The sequence below is a fragment of the Pseudomonas spirodelae genome (genome assembly GCF_034653255.1).
GTDB lineage: Bacteria > Pseudomonadota > Gammaproteobacteria > Pseudomonadales > Pseudomonadaceae > Aquipseudomonas > Aquipseudomonas spirodelae.
In genome coordinates this window covers 240,315-259,616 of the sequence record NZ_JAYEET010000013.1, presented here as the reverse complement: position 1 = coordinate 259,616, position 19,302 = coordinate 240,315, and the positions used below count along the sequence as shown (strand labels likewise).

The following is a 19,302-nucleotide window of genomic DNA, read 5'->3' as shown; positions in this document are numbered from 1 at the left end:
GCTTATGCCTGTCGGATCTACGTCGCAGCGTTCCGTGCAAGTATCGGGCTTTGGCGATTATGGCCACCTCACCCCGCTGCGCCGCCTCATCCGCTTCCTGTTCGTCAGGCCAGCATTTTGCCTCGGGCTTCCTTCAGATTCGCAGTCGCCCGCGACACCCTTGCCTTCAGCTAACACTTCCCCTTGCCGGGTGTGTAGAGGACTTTCACCTCCAAGTCGCCAGGCTCACCACCACAGTGAACCCGACAGCGCCAGTCACGGCGCTACGCGCCATGCCTGGCGCACCATAAAAAAGCCGGCAGATAACCGGCTTCGTTTCCCGCAACAACTTTTATCCGTCAGTTGATACTCAACTTATCGCGATTCTTCTCAAGCGTTGCTTCGCCAATCCCTTTAACTTCCAGCAACTCATCCACCGAAGCAAAGTCACCATGCTCATCACGATAAGCAACAATCGCCAGTGCTTTAACTTCACCAATCCCCAACAATTCACGTTGTAGAGTGGCCGCATCAGCAGTATTCAGATTGACTTTGGTGACGGCAGCTACTTCAGCACTCGGTGCTTCAGCGCCAGATGGGCTGGGTACTTCCGCCGCTGATACCATCAGCGAGAAAGAAGCCAGCAAGGCAAACAGCAGAGAGGAAAGTTTAGCGTTAAACATCGTGTGCATCCTTTCGTTAGTTTTATAGAAGCGCATGGCAATCCAGCTCCATACTTTCTCAAAACTAGACGTTGTTACGCCACTGTCAAACTACCCTGACAAAAATTGTTTACTTTGCGGCTTATGACGCGTTCAAAAAGCATCCACGTGCTGCATGGGCAGGCACATAACTCGATATGTGGGAGCGGGTTTGCCCAAGCAATTCAGGGAAGCCTCCATGGCCAAAATCAACGATGCACCCGTCATTGATTGTGGCACCAGCCGCCACTAAAAATTGAACACAAGGTATCAGTGAGCGTTTCGTTATGGCTCTATTCGGCGCTGCTGATAAATCCAGTCGACAATTTCACCGTCTGGTTTGTAGCCACTCACCGTCTCGCGCAATAGCTGGCGTACCCGGTCATAGTCATCGAGCTCAACGGCACCGAGCAACTCGCTCAAACGTACTTTGAACACCTCCCAGGGCAGATGTTCTTCATTGGCCCGCATGATCATTGGGTGCTCAGTCGGGCTGACGTTATCGCCAATCAGCAACTCTTCGTAAAGCTTCTCGCCAGGGCGCAAACCGGAAAACTCGATGGCAATATCGCCCTGCGGACTCTTCTTAGAGCGAACACTCAAGCCACTGAGATGAATCATCTTTTCCGCCAAATCGGCAATTTTGACTGGCTCACCCATGTCCAGTACGAACACATCGCCACCTTCCCCCATCGCACCCGCCTGGATGACCAACTGCGCCGCTTCCGGGATGGTCATAAAGTAGCGGGTGATATTCGGATGGGTGACCGTAACCGGCCCACCCTTACGAATCTGCTCGTGAAACAGAGGGATTACCGAGCCGGATGAACCCAATACATTGCCAAAACGCACCATGGTAAAACGCGTTTTATTTAACTGGCGCAGCGCCTTGTCATCCTCAAACAACACAGGCGCCGCTTCACGGCTAAGCGCCTGCAACACCATCTCGGCTAAACGCTTAGTACTGCCCATAACATTGGTGGGGCGCACTGCTTTGTCAGTAGAGATCAGCACAAAGTTGCTTACCCCTGCCCTGACCGCCGCCTGCGCAGTATTAAGCGTACCCAATAAATTATTCAGCACACCTTCGGCAATGTTGTGCTCCACCATCGGCACATGTTTGTAGGCGGCAGCGTGATAGACGGTGTCCACCTTCCAGGTCTGCATCACATCCAGCAGCCTATCGGCGTCGCGAATCGAGCCCAAAATCGGCACCAAGCGAAGTGGCAACGACTCACGCTTGATCCGCGCCTCCAACTCGCTGTGAATGCTGTACAGGTTGAATTCGCTGTGCTCGAACAACAGCAGCGTTGTGGGCTCGTTAAGCATTATTTGCCGGCACAACTCAGCGCCAATCGAGCCGCCAGCGCCGGTCACCATCACTACCTGATTACGAATACAACGCTCAAATAGAACCTGTTGCGGCGGCACCGCATCGCGCCCGAGTAAATCGGCGATATCGACTTCCTGCACATCCTCGACTTTCACGCGGCCACTGGCCAAATCCATAAAACCGGGAATGCTGCGCACGTGCAGCGGAAAGCACTCCAACGCCTCAAGAATCTGCCGCCGGCGCCCACGCGAGGCTGAAGGCATGGCCAAGAGGATTTCATCGGCGCCCGTTTCGTTGATCATCTGCTGGATGTGCTTGGAGGTGTAAACCGGCAGCCCGGCGATGGTGCGATTAGCAATACCTGAATCATCATCAATAAAAGCCACCGGGCGCATAGCACGCCCAAGACGCAAGGCGGCAATAAGTTGGTTACCCGCCGCGCCAGCCCCATAAATGGCCACTTTAGGCAAACCGTGCTCACGTCCCTGCAGTCGGCTGGGGTTCTCGGCGGAAAACCAATCGCCCATAAAATACTGGCGCATTACCAAGCGCAGCCCACCGAGTAATACCAGACTCAACCACCAATAGTTGAGCACCATCGAGCGCGGCACGAGCTTGGGTGCCCCCTGATACCAATAAACCGCCAACGCCAGTATTAACGCAGACAACGTAACGGCCTTGCCAATGGCCAGCAGCGCATCGTTACCGAAATAGCGCATCACGGCGCGGTACATACCGAAGCGAACAAACAGCGGAATGGCGATAACCGGCGCCAATGCAAATAACCAGGCATGCCCAGCCAAGGGTTCGACAGCCTTGCTATCTCCCAAACGCACCACAAACGCCAACCAAAGCGCACTCCAGATAAGCACCACGTCCATGGCGACCTGAATCAGTCGCTTCTGACGTCGTGGCAAACTAACCAGACGACTGCGCAACTTTTCAGCAAGTCTTAACACGATGATTCCTCAATCTTTAGAGCATGAACATAGCGAGATGGAGCCCTTGGTGGCTAAGTAATCATGATAATTGTTGGAGAGCTCAGCAGCGAATGCGCGGCCACCTAAAACCCAAAGCAATCGCCGCTTTAAAAAGCGGATTCAGTTGCAATGACGAACAACATTCGCCAAATCATAAGTATCAGCTGATACCTGCACTCAGCCACACAACCACCTGAACCACGAGATAAACACCAACGACCACATCAGCTCGCAATACCGTGCCGGTTGCACACACCACGCCTTCGTCTACCACCACTAGATACCCTGCACTAGCCCCAGCCTGCAGCCAGGCTCGGGCAGCAATCTGTACACCGTCTGCCAACTGAACACCAACGCCAAGGTGGGAGACTGACTCAAGCTGGCATCGTGATCGACTGTGGCATTGGCATTGGCGATAGCGCCCTCACCAATCACTGCATCAACATCCACCATCGCGAGCGCCATGATCGCTGTACCTGCGCCAATAACAGCGGAGGCACTCACACAAGCCCGTGGATGCCCACAGTTACTAAAGGCAGCCCCGCAGCATAAATGGCCTTGACGCACTGTTCACGCACTGCATTATTGCCAACTGTGGCAATGGCTCCTGTTACCTCAACCTCCAGCGCAGCCAAACCTGCCACACTGGTTACAACCTGCCTGCCAAAGCTCTCGCTTAGCTCAGGCCAACGATCATCGACAAAAGTGATCCTCTACCATTCGCCACTCAGCAGCGCCGCCTCTGCAACTGCCTTGCTGTTCCGACCAGCGCCGATGATGACTAACATCCGATCGCTCACACCTGCCTCTCCAACTCACCGGCATGGTATTTCACCGCCAGCCCCAGTAACGGCAAATAAGCAATCAGCAACCCTAGCAAACCATCTATCCCGCCAAGGCCAACCCAAAGCGCAATGGGCAGCAGCCAGAGAATATTGATGCCGCCTACGACAAGCGTCACCGGCAAATGCCGACCAAACTGGCGTGAGGCGCATTGGTAAGCATGGCTGCGGTGAGCCTCATACACCTTGTCGCCCCGCAACAGACGGCGTAACAGGGTGAAGGTTGCATCGACGATAAACACCCCAAGCAGGATTAACCAACTCCACAACAACTGCGGCGCGAACCAAGCAGCCTGCAGAGACAACAAGCCCAGAGTAATGCCGAGAAAACCACTGCCCGCATCGCCCATAAAGATCCGTGCCGGCGGAAAATTCCAAAATAGAAAACCCGTAACGGCTGCGGCCAAAAGCAGAGGCACAACAAATCCCGTAGGTTGGGCTGAGCCCGCGAAGCCCAACAACCCATACGCCAACGCACCACCCACACACACACAAATAGCCTCGACACTGGCAATACCGTCGATACCATCCATAAAGTTATAGAGATTGAGCAGCCACACCAGATACACCGCCGCCAGCGCATGGCCAAACCAGCCCAGATCAACGGTGAAACCGAACATCACCACAGGCGGCAGACCTCCCAGCCAGAACAGCGCCCATATGGCCGCGGCGAAATGCCCAAGCAAACGCCAACGCGCAGCGATATGCCCGTGATCATCGAGAAAGCCCAGCACAGCAATCCCCGCTCCTGCCCCCAGGAACGCCCAAGCCAACGGCCACGCGATAAAGCCCATCCACGCGAGTAACGGTAAGGCCAACAAAAAACTGACCACGATAGCAACCCCTCCACCACGCGGCGTCGGTACCGAGTGCGAACTACGCGCATTGGGAATATCCATCAGGCTGCGGGCCAGGGCATAGCGGCGCAACGCGCCAGTCAAAAAAAGAGCAACACCGGCCACCACCGGCAATAACAACCAGATACTCATTTTGCGTGCTGTTCCAGAAAGTGCTTGGCCGTTTTACGCAACTCGTCATCGACGCTCACCGGCGGTGTCCAGTTGAGTAGTTCACGTGTTTTGCTGATGTCGACTTGCAGCGAGCCGCATAGCCGTTGAGAAAGCGCTTTCTTCCCAAGCATCATTACACCCGCTTCGAGCATCCAGCTGGGAACTGGCAACAACCGCGCCGGCTTCCCCAGCGCAGCGCCCATCCTGCGCAACAACTCGCTAGTCGAAAGATCTTCGCCATCACTGACTAGAAAGGTCTGGTTAGCGGCGGCGGGACGATCGATGCAGGTCACGATCAAGTCCACCAGATTGTCCAGAGCAACCAGACTACGGCGGTTGTGGATGGCTCCAAGAGGCAAAGGTACACCCTTGTGCAGCCAGTGCATCATATTGAGGAAGTTGGCCTTCACACCCGGCCCATACACCAGCACCGGACGGATAATCACCACCTCCATCCCAGTTTCGTCTGCCAATGCGCGCAACCCCTGCTCGGCCTCCATCTTGGAAATGCCGTAGGGGTCCGCCGGCAGCGGCTTAGCATCGGCAAGGTAAGGCATACCGACTGGCGTGCCCTCACCGTTGACCTTGACTGAGCTGATAAAGATAAAGCGGCGCACACCCGACTCTGCAGCCTGGCAGGCAAGATTCAAGGTGCCCTCAACGTTGACCTTGCGAAACTCCGCAAGTGGGTCAGACGACTCATCGTGCATAACGTGGACCCGGGCAGCACTGTGAATAACCGCCTCAATGCCGTCGAGTGCAAGTTTCCAGTCTGTATTAGAGCCGAGTCCAGCCACGGACAAATGCCTAACGCCGCGTGGAACATTCATCGTCTCCGCACGCGAACAAACGACCACCTGCATACCGTCCCTGCAAAGGCGATTAAGCACGGATCGTCCGACGAACCCTGTACCGCCAGTCAACAGTACTTGCTTCAGCATTGTTTGCCGTCCCGGCGAGTAGCCTGACGAAACAAACGCACCAGATCCGAGAAGAGTTTTCCCTTGGAAAAATGCTCTTCATAGTAATGTTTACCCAACGCCCCCATCTCTTCGCGCTGCGACGAGCTCATCAGCGCCATCTGCTCGACAATACTGGCGAACGCCTGACGGTCACCCGATGAGCAGGCAAGACCGGCACCAGCCTCCTCAATGACGCGGGCCGCTTCACCATCGATCATTCCTAGGATCGGCTTACCGGATGCTAAGTAGGCCTGTACCTTGCCAGGGATGGTTTTCTCGAAGACTACATTAGTTTTCAGCGAGACCAGCAGTGCATCTGCTGTCGCGAAAAGAGGGGGCATGGCGTCGAGAGGATGACGTCCCAACAGAAACACATTGTCCAATCCTCGTTCGGCGACCTGCTGCTCTAGCCACTCACTCATCCTGCCGTCGCCCACGATCACCCAGCGCATGGCCAACTTACCGCGCGAAGACTCGGCAACATCGAGAATGGCGGGAAAATCCTGTGCCTCCCCCAAGTTGCCGGCAAATAGAATAGTAAAAGACTGCGGATCACGTTTAATCAAAGGCGATCCTTCTGCCGGCAAACTAGAAAATCCATCTTCGGCCCAGCTTGGAAAATACACGAGGCGTTCGGAAGGCATCTCCCGCGTACAGTACTTCTTCACACTGGAGCTAAAAGCTTTCGATTGGAGGAGCAAATAGTCGGCCCTGTTATAGATCCAGGACACCACTTTACCCGCTAGAGCGAGCAGGCGTGCATTGCTCAATACTCCAACCGCCTTTAATGTCTCGGGCCACAGATCCAGAACCCAGATAAATACAGGCACCCGCTTAAACTTCCCGATCACCAACGCGGGTATAGCCGACATGATCGGCGATACTGCATAGACGAAAATCGCGTCGAATTCTTTGCCGCGCAACCTCCAACAGCCCAACAAAGACCCGCTAACAAAGAAAGACACGTAGTTCAGGATGAGAGTGAGGCTGCGTTTACCCCGCGCAATGATCGGCACTCGTACAATCTTTGCACCACGATACTCAACGTAGTGCTCAGGCGACCGGCGGAAATCCTCAAATACTCGCCCTTCCGGATAATTGGGCAAGCCAGTCAATACCGTGACTTCGTGGCCACGCTGAACCAACCCCTCAACAAGATCGTTGACACGCATGTTCTCTGGCCAGAAATACTGGCTTACGATCAGAACCTTTAACTTTTGTTCGGACATATAAGGCTCAGTTGTTCTGCTTCCATACATTACGCATCACATAATCACGATAACTATGCACGATGCGGACTACCTTATCGGATACGTTAGGCATGCTGTAGTCGCCGACCAAGCGCAAGCTGCGTTCTTCACCACGGGCTTGGCTTTCAAGAATCTGCAGCGCCTGCATGACACGCTCAACCTCAAGGCCGACCATCATCACTACAGCTTCTTCCATGCCTTCCGGGCGCTCATGGGCCTCACGGATATTCAATGCAGGGAAGTTGAGGATCGAGGACTCTTCATTGATGGTGCCACTGTCCGACAGCACCGCTTTAGCAGTGAGTTGCAGCTTGTTGTAGTCCTTAAAACCTAGTGGTTTGAGTAATCGCACGTTTGCATGAAACTGCACCCCCATAGCATCCACACGCTTCTGAGTGCGTGGATGAGTGGAGATAATCACCGGATAACCATAATGCTCAGCCACGGTATTGAGCACAGCGACCAGCTTTAGGAAGTTTTGGTCGGAGTCGATATTTTCTTCGCGGTGGGCGCTGACCACAAAAAACTTGCCTGCTTCTAGCCCCAGGCGCTCTAGCACGTCCGAAGCTTCGATGCCATCACGGTAGTGGTTGAGCACCTCGAACATCGGGCTACCGGTCTTGATCACCATGTCTGGCGGTAGACCCTCACGCAGCAGGTAATCGCGCGCGATAGTGCTGTAGGTCAGATTAATATCAGCGGTGTGATCGACGATCCGCCGGTTGATTTCTTCTGGCACGCGCATATCGAAGCAGCGGTTGCCAGCTTCCATATGAAAAATCGGGATCTTGCGACGTTTGGCTGGAATCACCGCCATGCAGCTGTTGGTATCGCCCAACACCAGCAAAGCCTCGGGCTGCACTTCAGCCAGCACACGATCTACAGCAATGATTACGTTACCGATAGTCTCGGCACCTGATGCACCAGCGGCATTAAGAAAGTGATCCGGTTTGCGAATACCCAGATCATCAAAAAAAATCTGATTGAGTTCATAGTCGTAATTCTGACCGGTATGCACCAGCACATGCTCACAATTTTCATCCAACTTGGCCATGACCCGCGACAAACGAATAATTTCCGGACGGGTGCCGACAACGGTGACAACTTTCAGCTTTTTCATTGCAAATCCTTGTTCAAAGCGACTTATGCTTCGGTGCCGACCGGGCGGGGGAAGGTGTCCGGATTCTCACGGTCGAAAATCTCGTTAGCCCACAGCATCACGATCATTTCATCATCACCGACATTGGTGATGTCGTGGGTCCAACCGGGGACTGTCTCGACGATTTCCGGTTGATCTCCATCAGTGAACAACTCATAAAACTCGCCCGATATGATGTGGCGAAAACGAAAACAGGCCTTACCTTTGATGACCAGAAACTTCTCGGTCTTGGAGTGATGGTAATGACCGCCACGGGTGATACCTGGATGAGCGGTAAAGTAAGAAAATTGCCCGGAATCTTTGGTTTTGAGCATTTCCACGAACACGCCACGCTGGTCACCATATTTCGGCACTTCATAGGTGAAGCGCTCGGGTGGCAGGTAACTGAGGTAGGTGGAATATAATGCCCTCACCAAACCAGTACCAACTGACTCAGTGATCATGGACGCACGGCTGTCGCGGAAAGTGTGAAGTTGCTCAGCCAGTTCGCCAACGGTAATGCTGTACTCTGGCGAGACACTGACGAAGGACTGACCAACCCGCTTGCCCTCCATTACTGCAATGAAACACCCAACTACATCGTCAATGTACACAAGGGTTATGCGGGCCTGCGGATCATTGATCTGTAACGGCAAATCACGCGCAACGTTGTGGCAAAAAGTCGCAACCGCCGAGTTGTAGTTGGGACGCGCCCATTTGCCAAAAACATTCGGCAGCCGAAATAGATAGACCGGCGAACCCTGCTGGGTAGCCAGCGCTTTAAGGGCTTCTTCAGCGCCACGCTTGCTAACCCCATATGGATTGTCCAGTTCCGCCTGAATAGATGAGGTGTACAGCAACGGAATCTGGCGGCCACTGGATACAATCGCATCGCAAAGCGTACGAGTTAGATCTGAATTGCCGCGCTTGAATTCATCGGGGTCTTCAGGGCGATTGACCCCAGCCAGATGGAAAATGAAATCTGCCTGAGCCACCAATGCCGGTAGCACAGCCATTGAGTCATCGCGAGTGAAGCGCAGCACCTCCACGTCGCTGCGCTCGCTAAGGTGAGCCTGCAAGTTTTTGCCGACAAAACCATCAGCCCCCGTGATTAGCACTTTCATCGCTTATTCCTCGGCAGCAGCGTGTTCGCCACGCTGAATGGCGCGCATGAAGTCCAACTTAAGGAGCAAGCGCTGCATACCCTCGACATCCAAACGTTGAGTGTTATGGGAGTTGTAATCTTCTGTGCGGGAAATCTTCTCCTCGCCCTGCTCCACAAATTTGCCGTAGTTCAGGTCACGCAAATCCGCTGGTACACGGAAATACTGGCCACGATCTTCCGCGCAGGCCATTTCCTCACGGCTTAGTAAGGCCTCATAAAGCTTCTCGCCATGGCGCGTACCGATAACCCGAATCGGATGCTCAGGTTTGCCCACCAACGTAGTCAACGCCTTGGCCAGAACCTCAACCGTAGCGGCAGGAGCCTTCTGTACGAAGATGTCTCCATTATTGCCATGCTCGAAGGCATACAGCACCAGATCAACCGCATCGGCCAAAGTCATCATAAAGCGCGTCATGTTTGGGTCGGTCAAAGTCAACGGCGTGCCCGCACGTATCTGCTCGATAAACAGCGGAATAACCGAACCGCGTGAAGCCATGACGTTGCCATAACGAGTACCACATATCACAGTTTTCTCGTCATCGACATTACGTGACTTAGCCACTATGACCTTTTCCATCATCGCCTTGGAAATCCCCATAGCGTTGATCGGGTAAACAGCCTTATCCGTACTCAGGCAAACCACACGTTTGACACCATTTTGGATCGCTGCTTCGAGCAGGTTCTCGGTACCCAGAACATTGGTTTTAACCGCCTCCATTGGGTGAAACTCACAGGACGGAACTTGCTTCAAAGCTGCCGCATGGAAAATGTAATCCACGCCGCGCGTGGCATTCAGGATGCTCTGGTAATCACGTACATCGCCGATATAGAACTTCAGCTTAGGGCTAGCATAGCGCTTGCGCATGTCGTCCTGTTTTTTCTCATCACGGCTAAAAATACGGATTTCAGCGATATCGGTATCGAGAAAACGCTTGAGAACAGCGTTACCGAAAGAGCCAGTACCTCCGGTAATCAGTAACTTCTTGCCTTTAAACATGATCATTTCCTTTAAAAATATCCAACAATTTAGCGACCTGCATATCAGGCATTTTATTTTCAACAATGAATTTCTTAGCCGACTCACCCTTGCTAATAAACTGATTATCAGAAAGCTTTGAAAGCTCTAACAATTTTATCTTCAACCCATCATCACCTCGGGGTATTAGGTAACAAAAATCATAGTAATCTTCTGGTATACCGTCGAGCCTATACATCAGAACCGGCACACCAGAAGACATGTATTCTATTATTTTTGATGGAAACGAATACTTTGTAAACTCAGAGTTATTATCCCGCGGATTGATCAAGAGCGCTGCATTTCTTTGCAGGGTGAGCACCGAATCCCGATCCAACTGCCCGAAATATTTGACTTTCGCACCAGTAGCAACGACGCCCTCGACATACTTTCGATCATCCCCATCACCGCAAATGAACAGTTCGTAGTCGTCGACTCCAGAACCAATGTAGGAGTCAAGTAAATTTCTTATTCCATAGCGGCGATCCAATGTACCGGTGTACAAAAAATATTTCTTGCGCTGGACCACTTCGGGAATGGAAATATAACGATTATCCGCAATACCTTCGATAACAATTTTTTTTATGCCTTCATCAAATTTATTCAGCATTTCTCTCGTAATTGCAACAATGCTGTCAGCTCTGTTTACGATCGAATATGACATAAGCGATAGCAAATGGAATATAAATTTAGCTAAACCTTTTCTGACTGCCATGTACTCCGGCAGATCGGGAACAATGATACAAAGATGCGTATCCCTCTTGACACGCTTCACAACATAGCAGGCCAATAAAAACGGCAAATGCATAGAATAGCAAACCAGGAAGTGAGGCTGACTTGGGTTAACCTTCATTTCTGCTAGGATGGACTTGATCGCCAGAATGGTTTTATGGAGATTTTTAAAAATGGTTAAATTGAAAAAGCCGACATTCAGAACAGTGGCACACCCCAAAGACTCACGAACGGTAACAGGCCGATAAAATAGATTTTTATAGCGTTTCGGGTAAGCACCAATGAAAGGAAGGCTTATTACCGAAATTGCATTCACAGAGTCATTCTGAGAAAAACCAGTTATATAGTTTTTCTGAAGTGTATCTGCGGCATACTGCATGCTGCCCTTAGAATTTTGAGAAATATTATCTTTGTCGCCCTCGCTGAAAATGCCACCTAAAAACAAAATATTCATGAGAACCTCACCTGAACCAATTCCAAAAGGCAGAACAATGCACATCACTCCACAAAAAAAATAGCACTCAACTACACCTTATTTACCGCATCAGTTCAAAATTAGATTATTTTTGAATAGCGGAACAAGAGAGAACTGTGCGACGGGAAAAATAAAAAAGAACATAAGATACCCAGAAAAAATAAAAATATAAAAACTAAAAATAAATAGGTGCGCCTTAACAAAAACAAGGAACCAGCACAATGCATAATATTAAAAAACAAGACAGTACGAAACAGCCTGATAAAAATTTCAGACTCAAAGTACAACACCAGGAAAAACAAGGAAAAGATATTCAAATTTAGTATAAATACGAGCTCTTTATCGCGACCGTAAGCGCATTCAACCCGGCACAAACTCTTCCGTTCCGCCAGTACAACAAACGTCATTAAGACCATGGAAACCAAGTGAACAAAAACAATGGTAAATGCGCTTTTTAAAGACGTATCATAATAATTAAAATGAGCAGCCACGGCCGCTGGCAAAGGCACATTAAACCTCACTAACACATAACAAATAACAAGCATCATGTATACTAAAAAGAAACCTCTCAGCGAAACCACTCGATTAAGCGGCATAAACATGAACACTATAAAAATCAGAGATGACTGGTGAACAGTGGCTGCGACCAAAACAAATAAAGCATATTTCATCTTACAATAGGGTTTAGCCTCAAACAGCGTCAGCATCCCCTGCAAAAGAATCGCAAACGAAAGAAAATTTCGCATTAGAACGAAATCCAAGGAAAAAAAAAATCAAATACAACACCAACGAAACGAACGGTGACACTGTTCGCTTGATCATATACCTGAAAACCAAATACAAGGTCACGAACGATATTAGTATTTGAAAGCTTTGAAAGGACAGGCCCGACTGACTGGCGAGGATGTTTAACGAACCATAACCAATTTCCGCCCCCCAACTCGCAAGCGTGTCACGCGTAGAATAGTAAAACTCATAGGCCTCTCTGTCCCCGTTCCAATAGTTCCAGCCATACAAAACCCACATCACCAGAAAAATCGGCAACGCTAGAAAGACCGACAACAGCTTATTTCTGGACATATCTACCTGCAGTTTGAAAATTTACTCTTAATAAAAAAAGAGATACTTTCAGTCTTTTTAACACCCAGTACTTTTCTGATAACGCGAGAAGCGATTGACCTTGGTGAAAAAAACTTTGGATGCAATATTATCTTTGCTACCGCGACCTCAAAGGGGAGGTCAGCTAGGAATGCGGTCGGATGCTTCAATGGAAAATCCATTGCTTTTGTTTGCAAGCCACAGAACCTTTCGACCATGACATCATGCGTTGTGTCCCCACCATGGGTAGAATCGCTATCAACACCGATATTCTTGATCTGATTGTATCTTGGGACAATCGCGTAAACATTATGCACGCGCATTGTAAAACTCATCTGATAGTCCCAAGAATAGAACCGGCCGAGATTATCCTTGGAGTCAATTTCATAGTCAAGATTATACTTGTCCTGATAATAGAGCCATTTGTACTGATAATCATCTTTTATTCTTTTCTTTATATAACTATCTCGCCAGAGCTCCAACTCACCATCGTATAGCTTTGTAAACTTGTCGGACCAAGATGCCCAACCGCACGGCATCATATTCTTAGTAAATACATAACAAGAACCATCCTTCGGCGCATACTCTTTCAGATAATTAGTCCCACACACCCACAAAACACGAGAGTCATGTTTGTACTTAATCAGCATTTCCTCGCAAAACTTGAAGAACGTCAACTCCGGAAGATTGTCGTCCTCAAGAAAAATGGCACAGTCTTCGCGCTCGAAAACCCACTTGGCACCTTCAGCTATATTTGAATAAACGCCGATATTTTTTTCTTCATACTTCCGGATAACCTCACAGTCCCATGTAATAGCCTCTTCAATGGACTGCCTGCAACGCTCTACCAGCGCCGTCTCTTCCTCATTTCTCCCCCCATCTGCCAACAAATATAACTTTGCAGGGGCCACTTTCGCTATTTGCCTTAGCACTTCCAAAGGCTTGTCTACTCGTTTGAACAGAAACAAAACAACCGGGATACTGAAATTCGCCACTATCATCACGCACTCCAAAAAACCTATAAGATTAACCTGCTTTATTAGCGATATTCCATCGCCTCTGATTCAAAAATAAACATATACACAGTTAAACCATCACCAATAATTAAACTATCAAGCTAATAACCCTTCACCTTATTTACTAACGAGTAACTATAAAATATTTCCAGCAGTGCAGAGCTGACCAAGGCCAACACAACAGAATAAACACTCCAACTGAGAGACAGATATGCCGCACAAAAAACATAAAATGAAATTACCGAAAAAACCTGATTCCTTAATACAAAATCATACCGCCGATGAGGAATAAATATAAAATATATATGACTACCCACAACTAGAAAAGTCATTATATTGAAACTAAGCAGCATCGACAAATAGTAGGCTTCCTGCATATCATGTACCGATATCAATCGAACGACCCAGTACCCCCCGACCACCACCGACAACATGCAGAGCAACCCGATGAAGACCTCAATTTTTATTATCTTATTAACGACATTTTTTTGCGCCTTTTTCACCATCATGGGAAAGAGCGCTGCGTTAATATTCGAAGCTAGCAAACTCGGCACAGAGAATATCTTATTTGCCAAATCGTAAATTGCAACCTCTTTCATTCCAAATAACGAGCCGATTATAATCTCTACACTTTTCTGTTTTAGTGTATTTGTTGCACTCGACCAAAAAAATGGTTGCACCTCAAACAACAGTGCTTTTACTTTAGCCATTACAGGCCACTTGAGAGGCTCACGGGAGAACTTAATAGCCATACCAAATGCTATCAACGACGCAAGCACATTGGTGATAATGACAATAAACGCATAAACATCTACATCACCAACACTATCAACAAGAAAAAAAATTGCAGGCAATGATATGAGTTTTAACGACAGCTGAATAATCGTAAGAATTTTCATTTTTTGCATACCGTGAAAATACCACTGAGGCAAAAATATGCATGAAACTGTGTTAGCAAAACACAAAACAAAGAGTAAGTAATTAGCCCTCATAAACGGAACATTCATAATTAGGAACGCAAATATGGCGACGGCAAACAACTCAAGACATAATTTCGCAGCTGTCACCAAGGATAGCAGCGAAGCTTGCAGCTCCTTATCATCTTGATCGAGCGATATCAGCTTTGCCGCATGCATATCAAATCCAAAGTTTATAAAAACCATGAAATAAGCAGCAATACTGGTTGCAAAAACATAAAGTCCGTAATTTTCGAGCCCTACCGTATTGATAACAAATGGGTAGATCAAGATATAAAAAAAAGAATTCACTACCTGTAAAATAGTCATATGGGAATAGTTACTTATAACCTTAACATTTTCCCTGTAGATTTTCTTGATCTGAGCCAGGTTCAAAATATACCTCACAAAAAGCTAACGAACCTATACGACATCAGATCAACACCATGACTTGCAGTAGCGCACAGCCCCCTCACCCGTTTTAGTGTGAACTCTGAGGTGTAGGTTTCTAACGCAATGCCCGGCTTCAAGCGCACTGATGGGTTGACATTAATATCAAACCCGAGCACCGAACGCTGCTTGTCAAGCTCGATAGCCAACGGCAACCCAACATAGCCAAGACCAATAGCAACTAACTTTAACTCGTCAAAATTCAACATAATAATTCCTACACTTCTAATTCAATCGTAATTCTCAGAAGGCCCTTAAAAAGCCATCAAAGAATAAATCGCGGCGGCGGTGCCGCTCCTACCGGTTGGGACGGATGCTCAGCTCCTCGTCCTTAACGTCTAACCACTCACGCCCAAGCGTTCTCGCTGATAGCTGCCGCCTTTGACATGGCGACACCATTCGAGGTTTTCTAGAGACCAAACGACTGTCTTGTGAATACCGGACGCAAAAGTTTCCTCCGGCGTCCAACCCAGTTCGCGCTGAATTTTGCTGGCCTCGATGGCGTAGCGTAGGTGTTGGTAATCAGCGTTGGCAATCCGTAAGTACGGCTCCAGGCGCGGACCAAATGATCGGAGCTTGCCTTGCTGGCGGAGTACGGCGAGCTTGGCGCGTAGGGGGTAGTTTCGAGAAACAGTTCGGCGGGGTCTTCGAGATCGCCATACACCTCGTCCGTTGAGATGTGATGGAAGCGAAAGGCTGCCTTGCAGGCATCGCCCAAGCCTTGCCAATACTGTCGTGTAGCTTCTAGCAAATGGTAGGTGCCAACGATATTGGTTTCAATAAAAGCTGCAGGGCCGTCGATCGACCGATCTACGTGGCTTTCCGCTGCCAGGTGCATCACGGCATCGGGCTGATGGTCGCGGAACACACGATCAACTTCAGCACGATTACAGATGTCCACCTGCTCAAAGGCATACCGCTCGCTGGCACTACTGTCAGCCAATGACTCGAGGTTACCGGCATAGGTGAGCTTGTCGAGGTTAATCACACTATCGGTTGTGTGGCTAATAATGTGGCGAATAACGGCAGACCCAATAAAACCTGCACCACCTGTCACGAGTATTTTCATAAAAACGCAGCAACCATCATTGGTAGTTAACTTAAAGCAGCTTGGCTGCTTAAGGATGAAAGGGCTTCACTTGATTGGGCTTGAACGGCTCAGCCTCTGAAAACACTCGCGACAGTCATGGATCGTTTGCACCACTGGGAATGACCAATTCCAGATCACACCCGGCCTGCTTGTACAGTGCCTTGAGACGTTCGCCGAGTTCGTGCTTAGCGCTCGGCTCACCATGCACAATGCGTACTTGGCTAGGCCAGTGGCGCATGCGTGTGACGAAGCCCACCAAGCCTTTTTGATCGGCATGGGCTGAGTAGCCGCCTATGGTATTAATTTTGGCGCCAATCTTGTAGCGCTCGTGGTCGAAATCCACGTAACCACCGCGCTCACCATACATCTGGATGGATCGACCAGGTGTGCCTTGTGCCTGGTAGCCGATGAAGAGCACGTCGTGACGTGGGTCGTGGAGCATAGCTTTTAGATAATTGACTATTCGACCGCTGCTGCACATACCGTTCCCGGCAATGACAATGGCCGGACGAGCGGTTTGCGCCAAATGACGCACCATTGCCAAATGTGCCTGGTGGCTGTCGACGGTGAGCAATTGCTCGAAAGCAAGTGGCTGACGCCCCTGTTTGACGCGTTCAAGCGCTTCGCTGTCCCAGAAAGGTTTTAGCTCGCGATATACCTGGGTAAAGCGACTGGCCAGGGGCGAGTCGAGGATGATCGGCAATGTTGGCCAATCAATTTCGACTGCGCTGGAGTGCTTGCCATCCTCCAGTGACAGATTAGGCGCGGCGGCTTTCGCCTGACCTTTACCGCCCGCATCAAGCCTTTTGCTGTGAATGATGTCTTCTAGCTCATAAAGCAGTTCTTGCGTGCGCCCAATGCCAAAAGCAGGGATCAACACTGTGCCGTTATTGGCCAGAGCTTGTTCAATGACCCGTTCCAGCCGCTGCCTCCGGGTGCGCCGGTCTTCGTGTAAGCGGTCGCCATAGGTGCTTTCGATCACCAGGATATCAGCGCGAGATGGCTGGCTTAGGTGCCAGCATGCGGCGCGCCGAGATCGCCGGAGAAGACGATACGTTTCTTCTCGCCCGTCTTAGGATAATGCACGTCGATCTCGACATAGGCTGAACCGAGGATGTGCCCAGCCCGTTGTAGACGGATACGGCAGGTCAGTCTCTCGCTCTCATGCAGGTTGAACCAGGCCTTATAGGGCAAGGCGATGATGCGCTGCTCGACCAATTTAATGTAGCGCTCAACCTGCTTTTGATCGCGACTGAAACCCAGCTTGAAGCCATCTTCGAGGACGACGGGCAGCAACTTGGCAGAAGGCTCGCTGCATAGAATCGGCCCCTCAAAACCGGCCGCCAGCAAATAAGGGATACGCCCCACATGGTCGATATGCACATGGGTGGCGACCAAGGCTTTGATCGTGTCGAGCGGGAACTCAATAGCCAGGTGATCGGCAGCAGATTTACCTTCACCCGACGTTTCCGCACCTTGAAACAGACCACAGTCGATCAGAAGGCTGTGCTCGTCATCCATCAGCAACTGATGACAGGAACCGGTCACGCCATCTTTGGCGCCGTGGTGAAGAATATCTGGGTAGTCCATGGTGTCGGTCCGTGTTAATCCGTTAACGGGGGGCGAGCGAAAGGGCTTTAGCGTGTAATCCTGCATTTACGATCACTGCATATGGGAACCAAAGCCCAAGAAATCAAATAATCAGCGACTGGGCAGCTGGTATGACCATAGGCCAATACAAGCAATGCTTACAGCTGTGGATGACCACCCGCGTAGAAAACAGAGATTCACGACAAATCCTTGCAACACGATTAGATTTATCAGCAATTGTTGATAGAACTAGCCATTTTGGCGGAGCGTTTTTTTAACATTAGGCGGATCAAGGCAATAAATATACCCAGCATACCGCCCAGCACCAAACCCAGCGCTACTATCAGGGGCTTCTTGGGTTTTATTGGTTGAGCCGGTAATGCCGACGCTTGTTCTACACGGTATAGCGATTCTGGTGTTATAGAATGGGCGGTTGCAGGAGCTGAGTGCAACACGGTCATTGAATTGAAGCTGGAGCATCATGCCGCATAGTCATGGCCTTCTGCATCACCTCACCCATAACTTCGATGGGGCACTTGAAGTCGAAGCGCTTACGCGGTCGCATGTTCAGTTGCAGTGCAATAGCGTCGAGTTCTTCTTGGCTGTGTACCGACAAGTCCGTGCCCTTGGGCAGGTACTGGCGGATCAGGCCATTGATGTTTTCGTTGCTGCCGCGTTGCCAAGGGCTATGCGGATCGCAGAAGTAAATCGCCACCCCGGTCTGCTGGGTGATTTCAGCATGCCGCGCCATTTCTCGGCCCTGGTCGTAGGTCATGCTCTTGCGCATCGCCAGCGGCATGCCATTGAGCGCTGCACTGAAGCCTTCCATCGCCGAGGTCGCCGTCGCGTCGTTCATCTTTACCAGCATCAGGTAGCCACTGGTGCGCTCTACCAGCGTGCCTACAGACGAGGCGTTGGCCTTGCCCTTGATCAGATCGCCTTCCCAATGCCCTGGCATCAGTCGGTCTTCGATCTCCGGTGGGCGCACATGGATGCTGACCATCTCGGGGATCTGGCCACGCCGATCCACGCCGCCAGAGCGCGGCCGGCGCGTCGTCTTACTTTGGCGCAGGCAGATGATCAGCTCCTTACGCAGCTCGCCGACCGGCAAGGCATAGATGGCGTTATAGATCGTCTCGCGACAGACGTATGCATCTCTGAGGCTGGGAATGTTCATGCTGCGCAGCTTGCCGGCAATCTGCTCGGGAGACAAACGCTCGCGCAGCATATGGGCCACCAACTGAAAGCGCTCACCACCCGGCAACAGCTTTCGTTTCGGTCGACAGCCTTGGCGGCGGGCCTGCATCTGCTGCTGGGCCATGCGGGCCGAGTAGCCACCACAGACATCTCGATTGCGGCGCAGCTCCCGGCTGATGGTCGAAGGGGATCGGGTGATCAAGCAAGCAATCTTGCGCAGGCTGAACCCTTGGGCACGGCTGATTTGAATGGTGGCGCGTTCTTCAACGCTGAGTTCGGAATAAGACATAGGGGCAGCACCGTACCGGAAAGGTCAGGTGTTG

Annotated in this window: 17 protein-coding genes and 2 pseudogenes; all 19 read right to left on the bottom strand. The window is 50.4% G+C overall.

Features of this window, described 5'->3' with window-relative positions:
* Nucleotides 1-338 precede the first annotated feature (338 nt).
* On the bottom strand, nt 339-662 hold the full coding sequence (locus SOP97_RS06195; RefSeq protein WP_322948622.1) for a ComEA family DNA-binding protein: 324 nt from the start codon (nt 660-662) through the stop codon (nt 339-341).
* Between the two features lie 303 nt (nt 663-965).
* Nucleotides 966-2,894, bottom strand: coding sequence for a polysaccharide biosynthesis protein (locus SOP97_RS06190; protein WP_411912034.1), 1,929 nt, complete (start codon nt 2,892-2,894; stop codon nt 966-968).
* Between the two features lie 375 nt (nt 2,895-3,269).
* The gene (locus SOP97_RS06185) at nt 3,270-3,458 is read right to left on the bottom strand and encodes a hypothetical protein (protein ID WP_322948613.1); all 189 of its coding nucleotides are present in this window, start codon (nt 3,456-3,458) and stop codon (nt 3,270-3,272) included.
* 331 nt (nt 3,459-3,789) lie between these two features.
* The gene (locus SOP97_RS06180) at nt 3,790-4,824 is read right to left on the bottom strand and encodes an MraY family glycosyltransferase (RefSeq protein WP_322948612.1); all 1,035 of its coding nucleotides are present in this window, start codon (nt 4,822-4,824) and stop codon (nt 3,790-3,792) included.
* Nucleotides 4,821-5,786 (bottom strand): UDP-glucose 4-epimerase family protein, encoded by a 966-nt coding sequence (locus SOP97_RS06175; protein ID WP_322948611.1) that lies wholly within the window; start codon nt 5,784-5,786, stop codon nt 4,821-4,823. Before SOP97_RS06175 ends, SOP97_RS06180 begins: the two co-directional genes overlap by 4 nt.
* Entirely contained in the window at nt 5,780-7,036 is a 1,257-nt protein-coding gene (locus tag SOP97_RS06170; protein ID WP_322948610.1) for a glycosyltransferase family 4 protein, read from the bottom strand. Before SOP97_RS06170 ends, SOP97_RS06175 begins: the two co-directional genes overlap by 7 nt.
* Before the next feature lie 7 nt (nt 7,037-7,043).
* Entirely contained in the window at nt 7,044-8,177 is a 1,134-nt protein-coding gene (wecB, locus tag SOP97_RS06165) for a non-hydrolyzing UDP-N-acetylglucosamine 2-epimerase (protein ID WP_322948609.1), read from the bottom strand.
* Between the two features lie 23 nt (nt 8,178-8,200).
* The gene (wbjC, locus tag SOP97_RS06160) at nt 8,201-9,319 is read right to left on the bottom strand and encodes a UDP-2-acetamido-2,6-beta-L-arabino-hexul-4-ose reductase (protein ID WP_322948608.1); all 1,119 of its coding nucleotides are present in this window, start codon (nt 9,317-9,319) and stop codon (nt 8,201-8,203) included.
* A 3-nt stretch (nt 9,320-9,322) separates the two neighbouring features.
* On the bottom strand, nt 9,323-10,357 hold the full coding sequence (locus SOP97_RS06155) for a polysaccharide biosynthesis protein (RefSeq protein ID WP_322948607.1): 1,035 nt from the start codon (nt 10,355-10,357) through the stop codon (nt 9,323-9,325).
* Complete coding sequence (locus SOP97_RS06150; RefSeq protein ID WP_322948606.1) at nt 10,350-11,561, bottom strand: glycosyltransferase; 1,212 nt, start codon at nt 11,559-11,561, stop codon at nt 10,350-10,352. The genes SOP97_RS06155 and SOP97_RS06150 overlap by 8 nt, the downstream gene beginning before the upstream one ends.
* A gap of 101 nt (nt 11,562-11,662) precedes the next feature.
* Entirely contained in the window at nt 11,663-12,343 is a 681-nt protein-coding gene (locus SOP97_RS20310) for an EpsG family protein (protein WP_411912031.1), read from the bottom strand.
* A complete protein-coding gene (locus SOP97_RS20305; RefSeq protein ID WP_411912030.1) occupies nt 12,273-12,662 on the bottom strand; it encodes an EpsG family protein in 390 nt (129 codons plus the stop codon). Before SOP97_RS20305 ends, SOP97_RS20310 begins: the two co-directional genes overlap by 71 nt.
* 2 nt (nt 12,663-12,664) lie before the next feature.
* On the bottom strand, nt 12,665-13,681 hold the full coding sequence (locus SOP97_RS06145; RefSeq protein WP_322948605.1) for a glycosyltransferase family 2 protein: 1,017 nt from the start codon (nt 13,679-13,681) through the stop codon (nt 12,665-12,667).
* Between the two features lie 116 nt (nt 13,682-13,797).
* The gene (locus SOP97_RS06140) at nt 13,798-14,982 is read right to left on the bottom strand and encodes an oligosaccharide flippase family protein (protein ID WP_322948604.1); all 1,185 of its coding nucleotides are present in this window, start codon (nt 14,980-14,982) and stop codon (nt 13,798-13,800) included.
* Nucleotides 14,983-15,056: 74 nt separating this feature from the next.
* Nucleotides 15,057-15,311, bottom strand: coding sequence for a hypothetical protein (locus SOP97_RS06135; protein ID WP_322948623.1), 255 nt, complete (start codon nt 15,309-15,311; stop codon nt 15,057-15,059).
* A 129-nt stretch (nt 15,312-15,440) separates the two neighbouring features.
* A pseudogene (locus SOP97_RS06130) lies at nt 15,441-16,171 on the bottom strand (GDP-mannose 4,6-dehydratase).
* Between the two features lie 115 nt (nt 16,172-16,286).
* A pseudogene (locus tag SOP97_RS06125) lies at nt 16,287-17,782 on the bottom strand (MBL fold metallo-hydrolase RNA specificity domain-containing protein).
* A 230-nt stretch (nt 17,783-18,012) separates the two neighbouring features.
* Nucleotides 18,013-18,243, bottom strand: a complete 231-nt coding sequence (locus tag SOP97_RS06120; protein ID WP_322948603.1) for a GNVR domain-containing protein — start codon at nt 18,241-18,243, stop codon at nt 18,013-18,015.
* Nucleotides 18,240-19,268 carry an IS30-like element ISPa59 family transposase gene (locus tag SOP97_RS06115; RefSeq protein WP_322948602.1) on the bottom strand — a complete coding sequence of 343 codons (1,029 nt, stop codon included), beginning with the start codon at nt 19,266-19,268 and terminating at the stop codon, nt 18,240-18,242. The genes SOP97_RS06120 and SOP97_RS06115 overlap by 4 nt, the downstream gene beginning before the upstream one ends.
* Nucleotides 19,269-19,302: the final 34 nt, after the last annotated feature.

Coding starts and splice junctions, on each gene's coding strand:
- SOP97_RS06155 (WP_322948607.1), bottom strand. CDS start 10,357: ATGTTTAAAGGCAAGAAGTTACTGATTACCGGAGGTACTGGCTCTTTC.
- SOP97_RS06175 (WP_322948611.1), bottom strand. CDS start 5,786: ATGCTGAAGCAAGTACTGTTGACTGGCGGTACAGGGTTCGTCGGACGA.
- SOP97_RS20305 (WP_411912030.1), bottom strand. CDS start 12,662: ATGTCCAGAAATAAGCTGTTGTCGGTCTTTCTAGCGTTGCCGATTTTT.
- SOP97_RS06190 (WP_411912034.1), bottom strand. CDS start 2,894: ATGGACGTGGTGCTTATCTGGAGTGCGCTTTGGTTGGCGTTTGTGGTG.
- SOP97_RS06170 (WP_322948610.1), bottom strand. CDS start 7,036: ATGTCCGAACAAAAGTTAAAGGTTCTGATCGTAAGCCAGTATTTCTGG.
- SOP97_RS06140 (WP_322948604.1), bottom strand. CDS start 14,982: ATGACTATTTTACAGGTAGTGAATTCTTTTTTTTATATCTTGATCTAC.
- SOP97_RS06150 (WP_322948606.1), bottom strand. CDS start 11,561: ATGAATATTTTGTTTTTAGGTGGCATTTTCAGCGAGGGCGACAAAGAT.
- SOP97_RS06180 (WP_322948612.1), bottom strand. CDS start 4,824: ATGAGTATCTGGTTGTTATTGCCGGTGGTGGCCGGTGTTGCTCTTTTT.
- wbjC (WP_322948608.1), bottom strand. CDS start 9,319: ATGAAAGTGCTAATCACGGGGGCTGATGGTTTTGTCGGCAAAAACTTG.
- SOP97_RS06195 (WP_322948622.1), bottom strand. CDS start 662: ATGTTTAACGCTAAACTTTCCTCTCTGCTGTTTGCCTTGCTGGCTTCT.
- wecB (WP_322948609.1), bottom strand. CDS start 8,177: ATGAAAAAGCTGAAAGTTGTCACCGTTGTCGGCACCCGTCCGGAAATT.
- SOP97_RS06135 (WP_322948623.1), bottom strand. CDS start 15,311: ATGTTGAATTTTGACGAGTTAAAGTTAGTTGCTATTGGTCTTGGCTAT.
- SOP97_RS06115 (WP_322948602.1), bottom strand. CDS start 19,268: ATGTCTTATTCCGAACTCAGCGTTGAAGAACGCGCCACCATTCAAATC.
- SOP97_RS06145 (WP_322948605.1), bottom strand. CDS start 13,681: ATGATAGTGGCGAATTTCAGTATCCCGGTTGTTTTGTTTCTGTTCAAA.
- SOP97_RS06120 (WP_322948603.1), bottom strand. CDS start 18,243: ATGACCGTGTTGCACTCAGCTCCTGCAACCGCCCATTCTATAACACCA.
- SOP97_RS06185 (WP_322948613.1), bottom strand. CDS start 3,458: ATGGCGCTCGCGATGGTGGATGTTGATGCAGTGATTGGTGAGGGCGCT.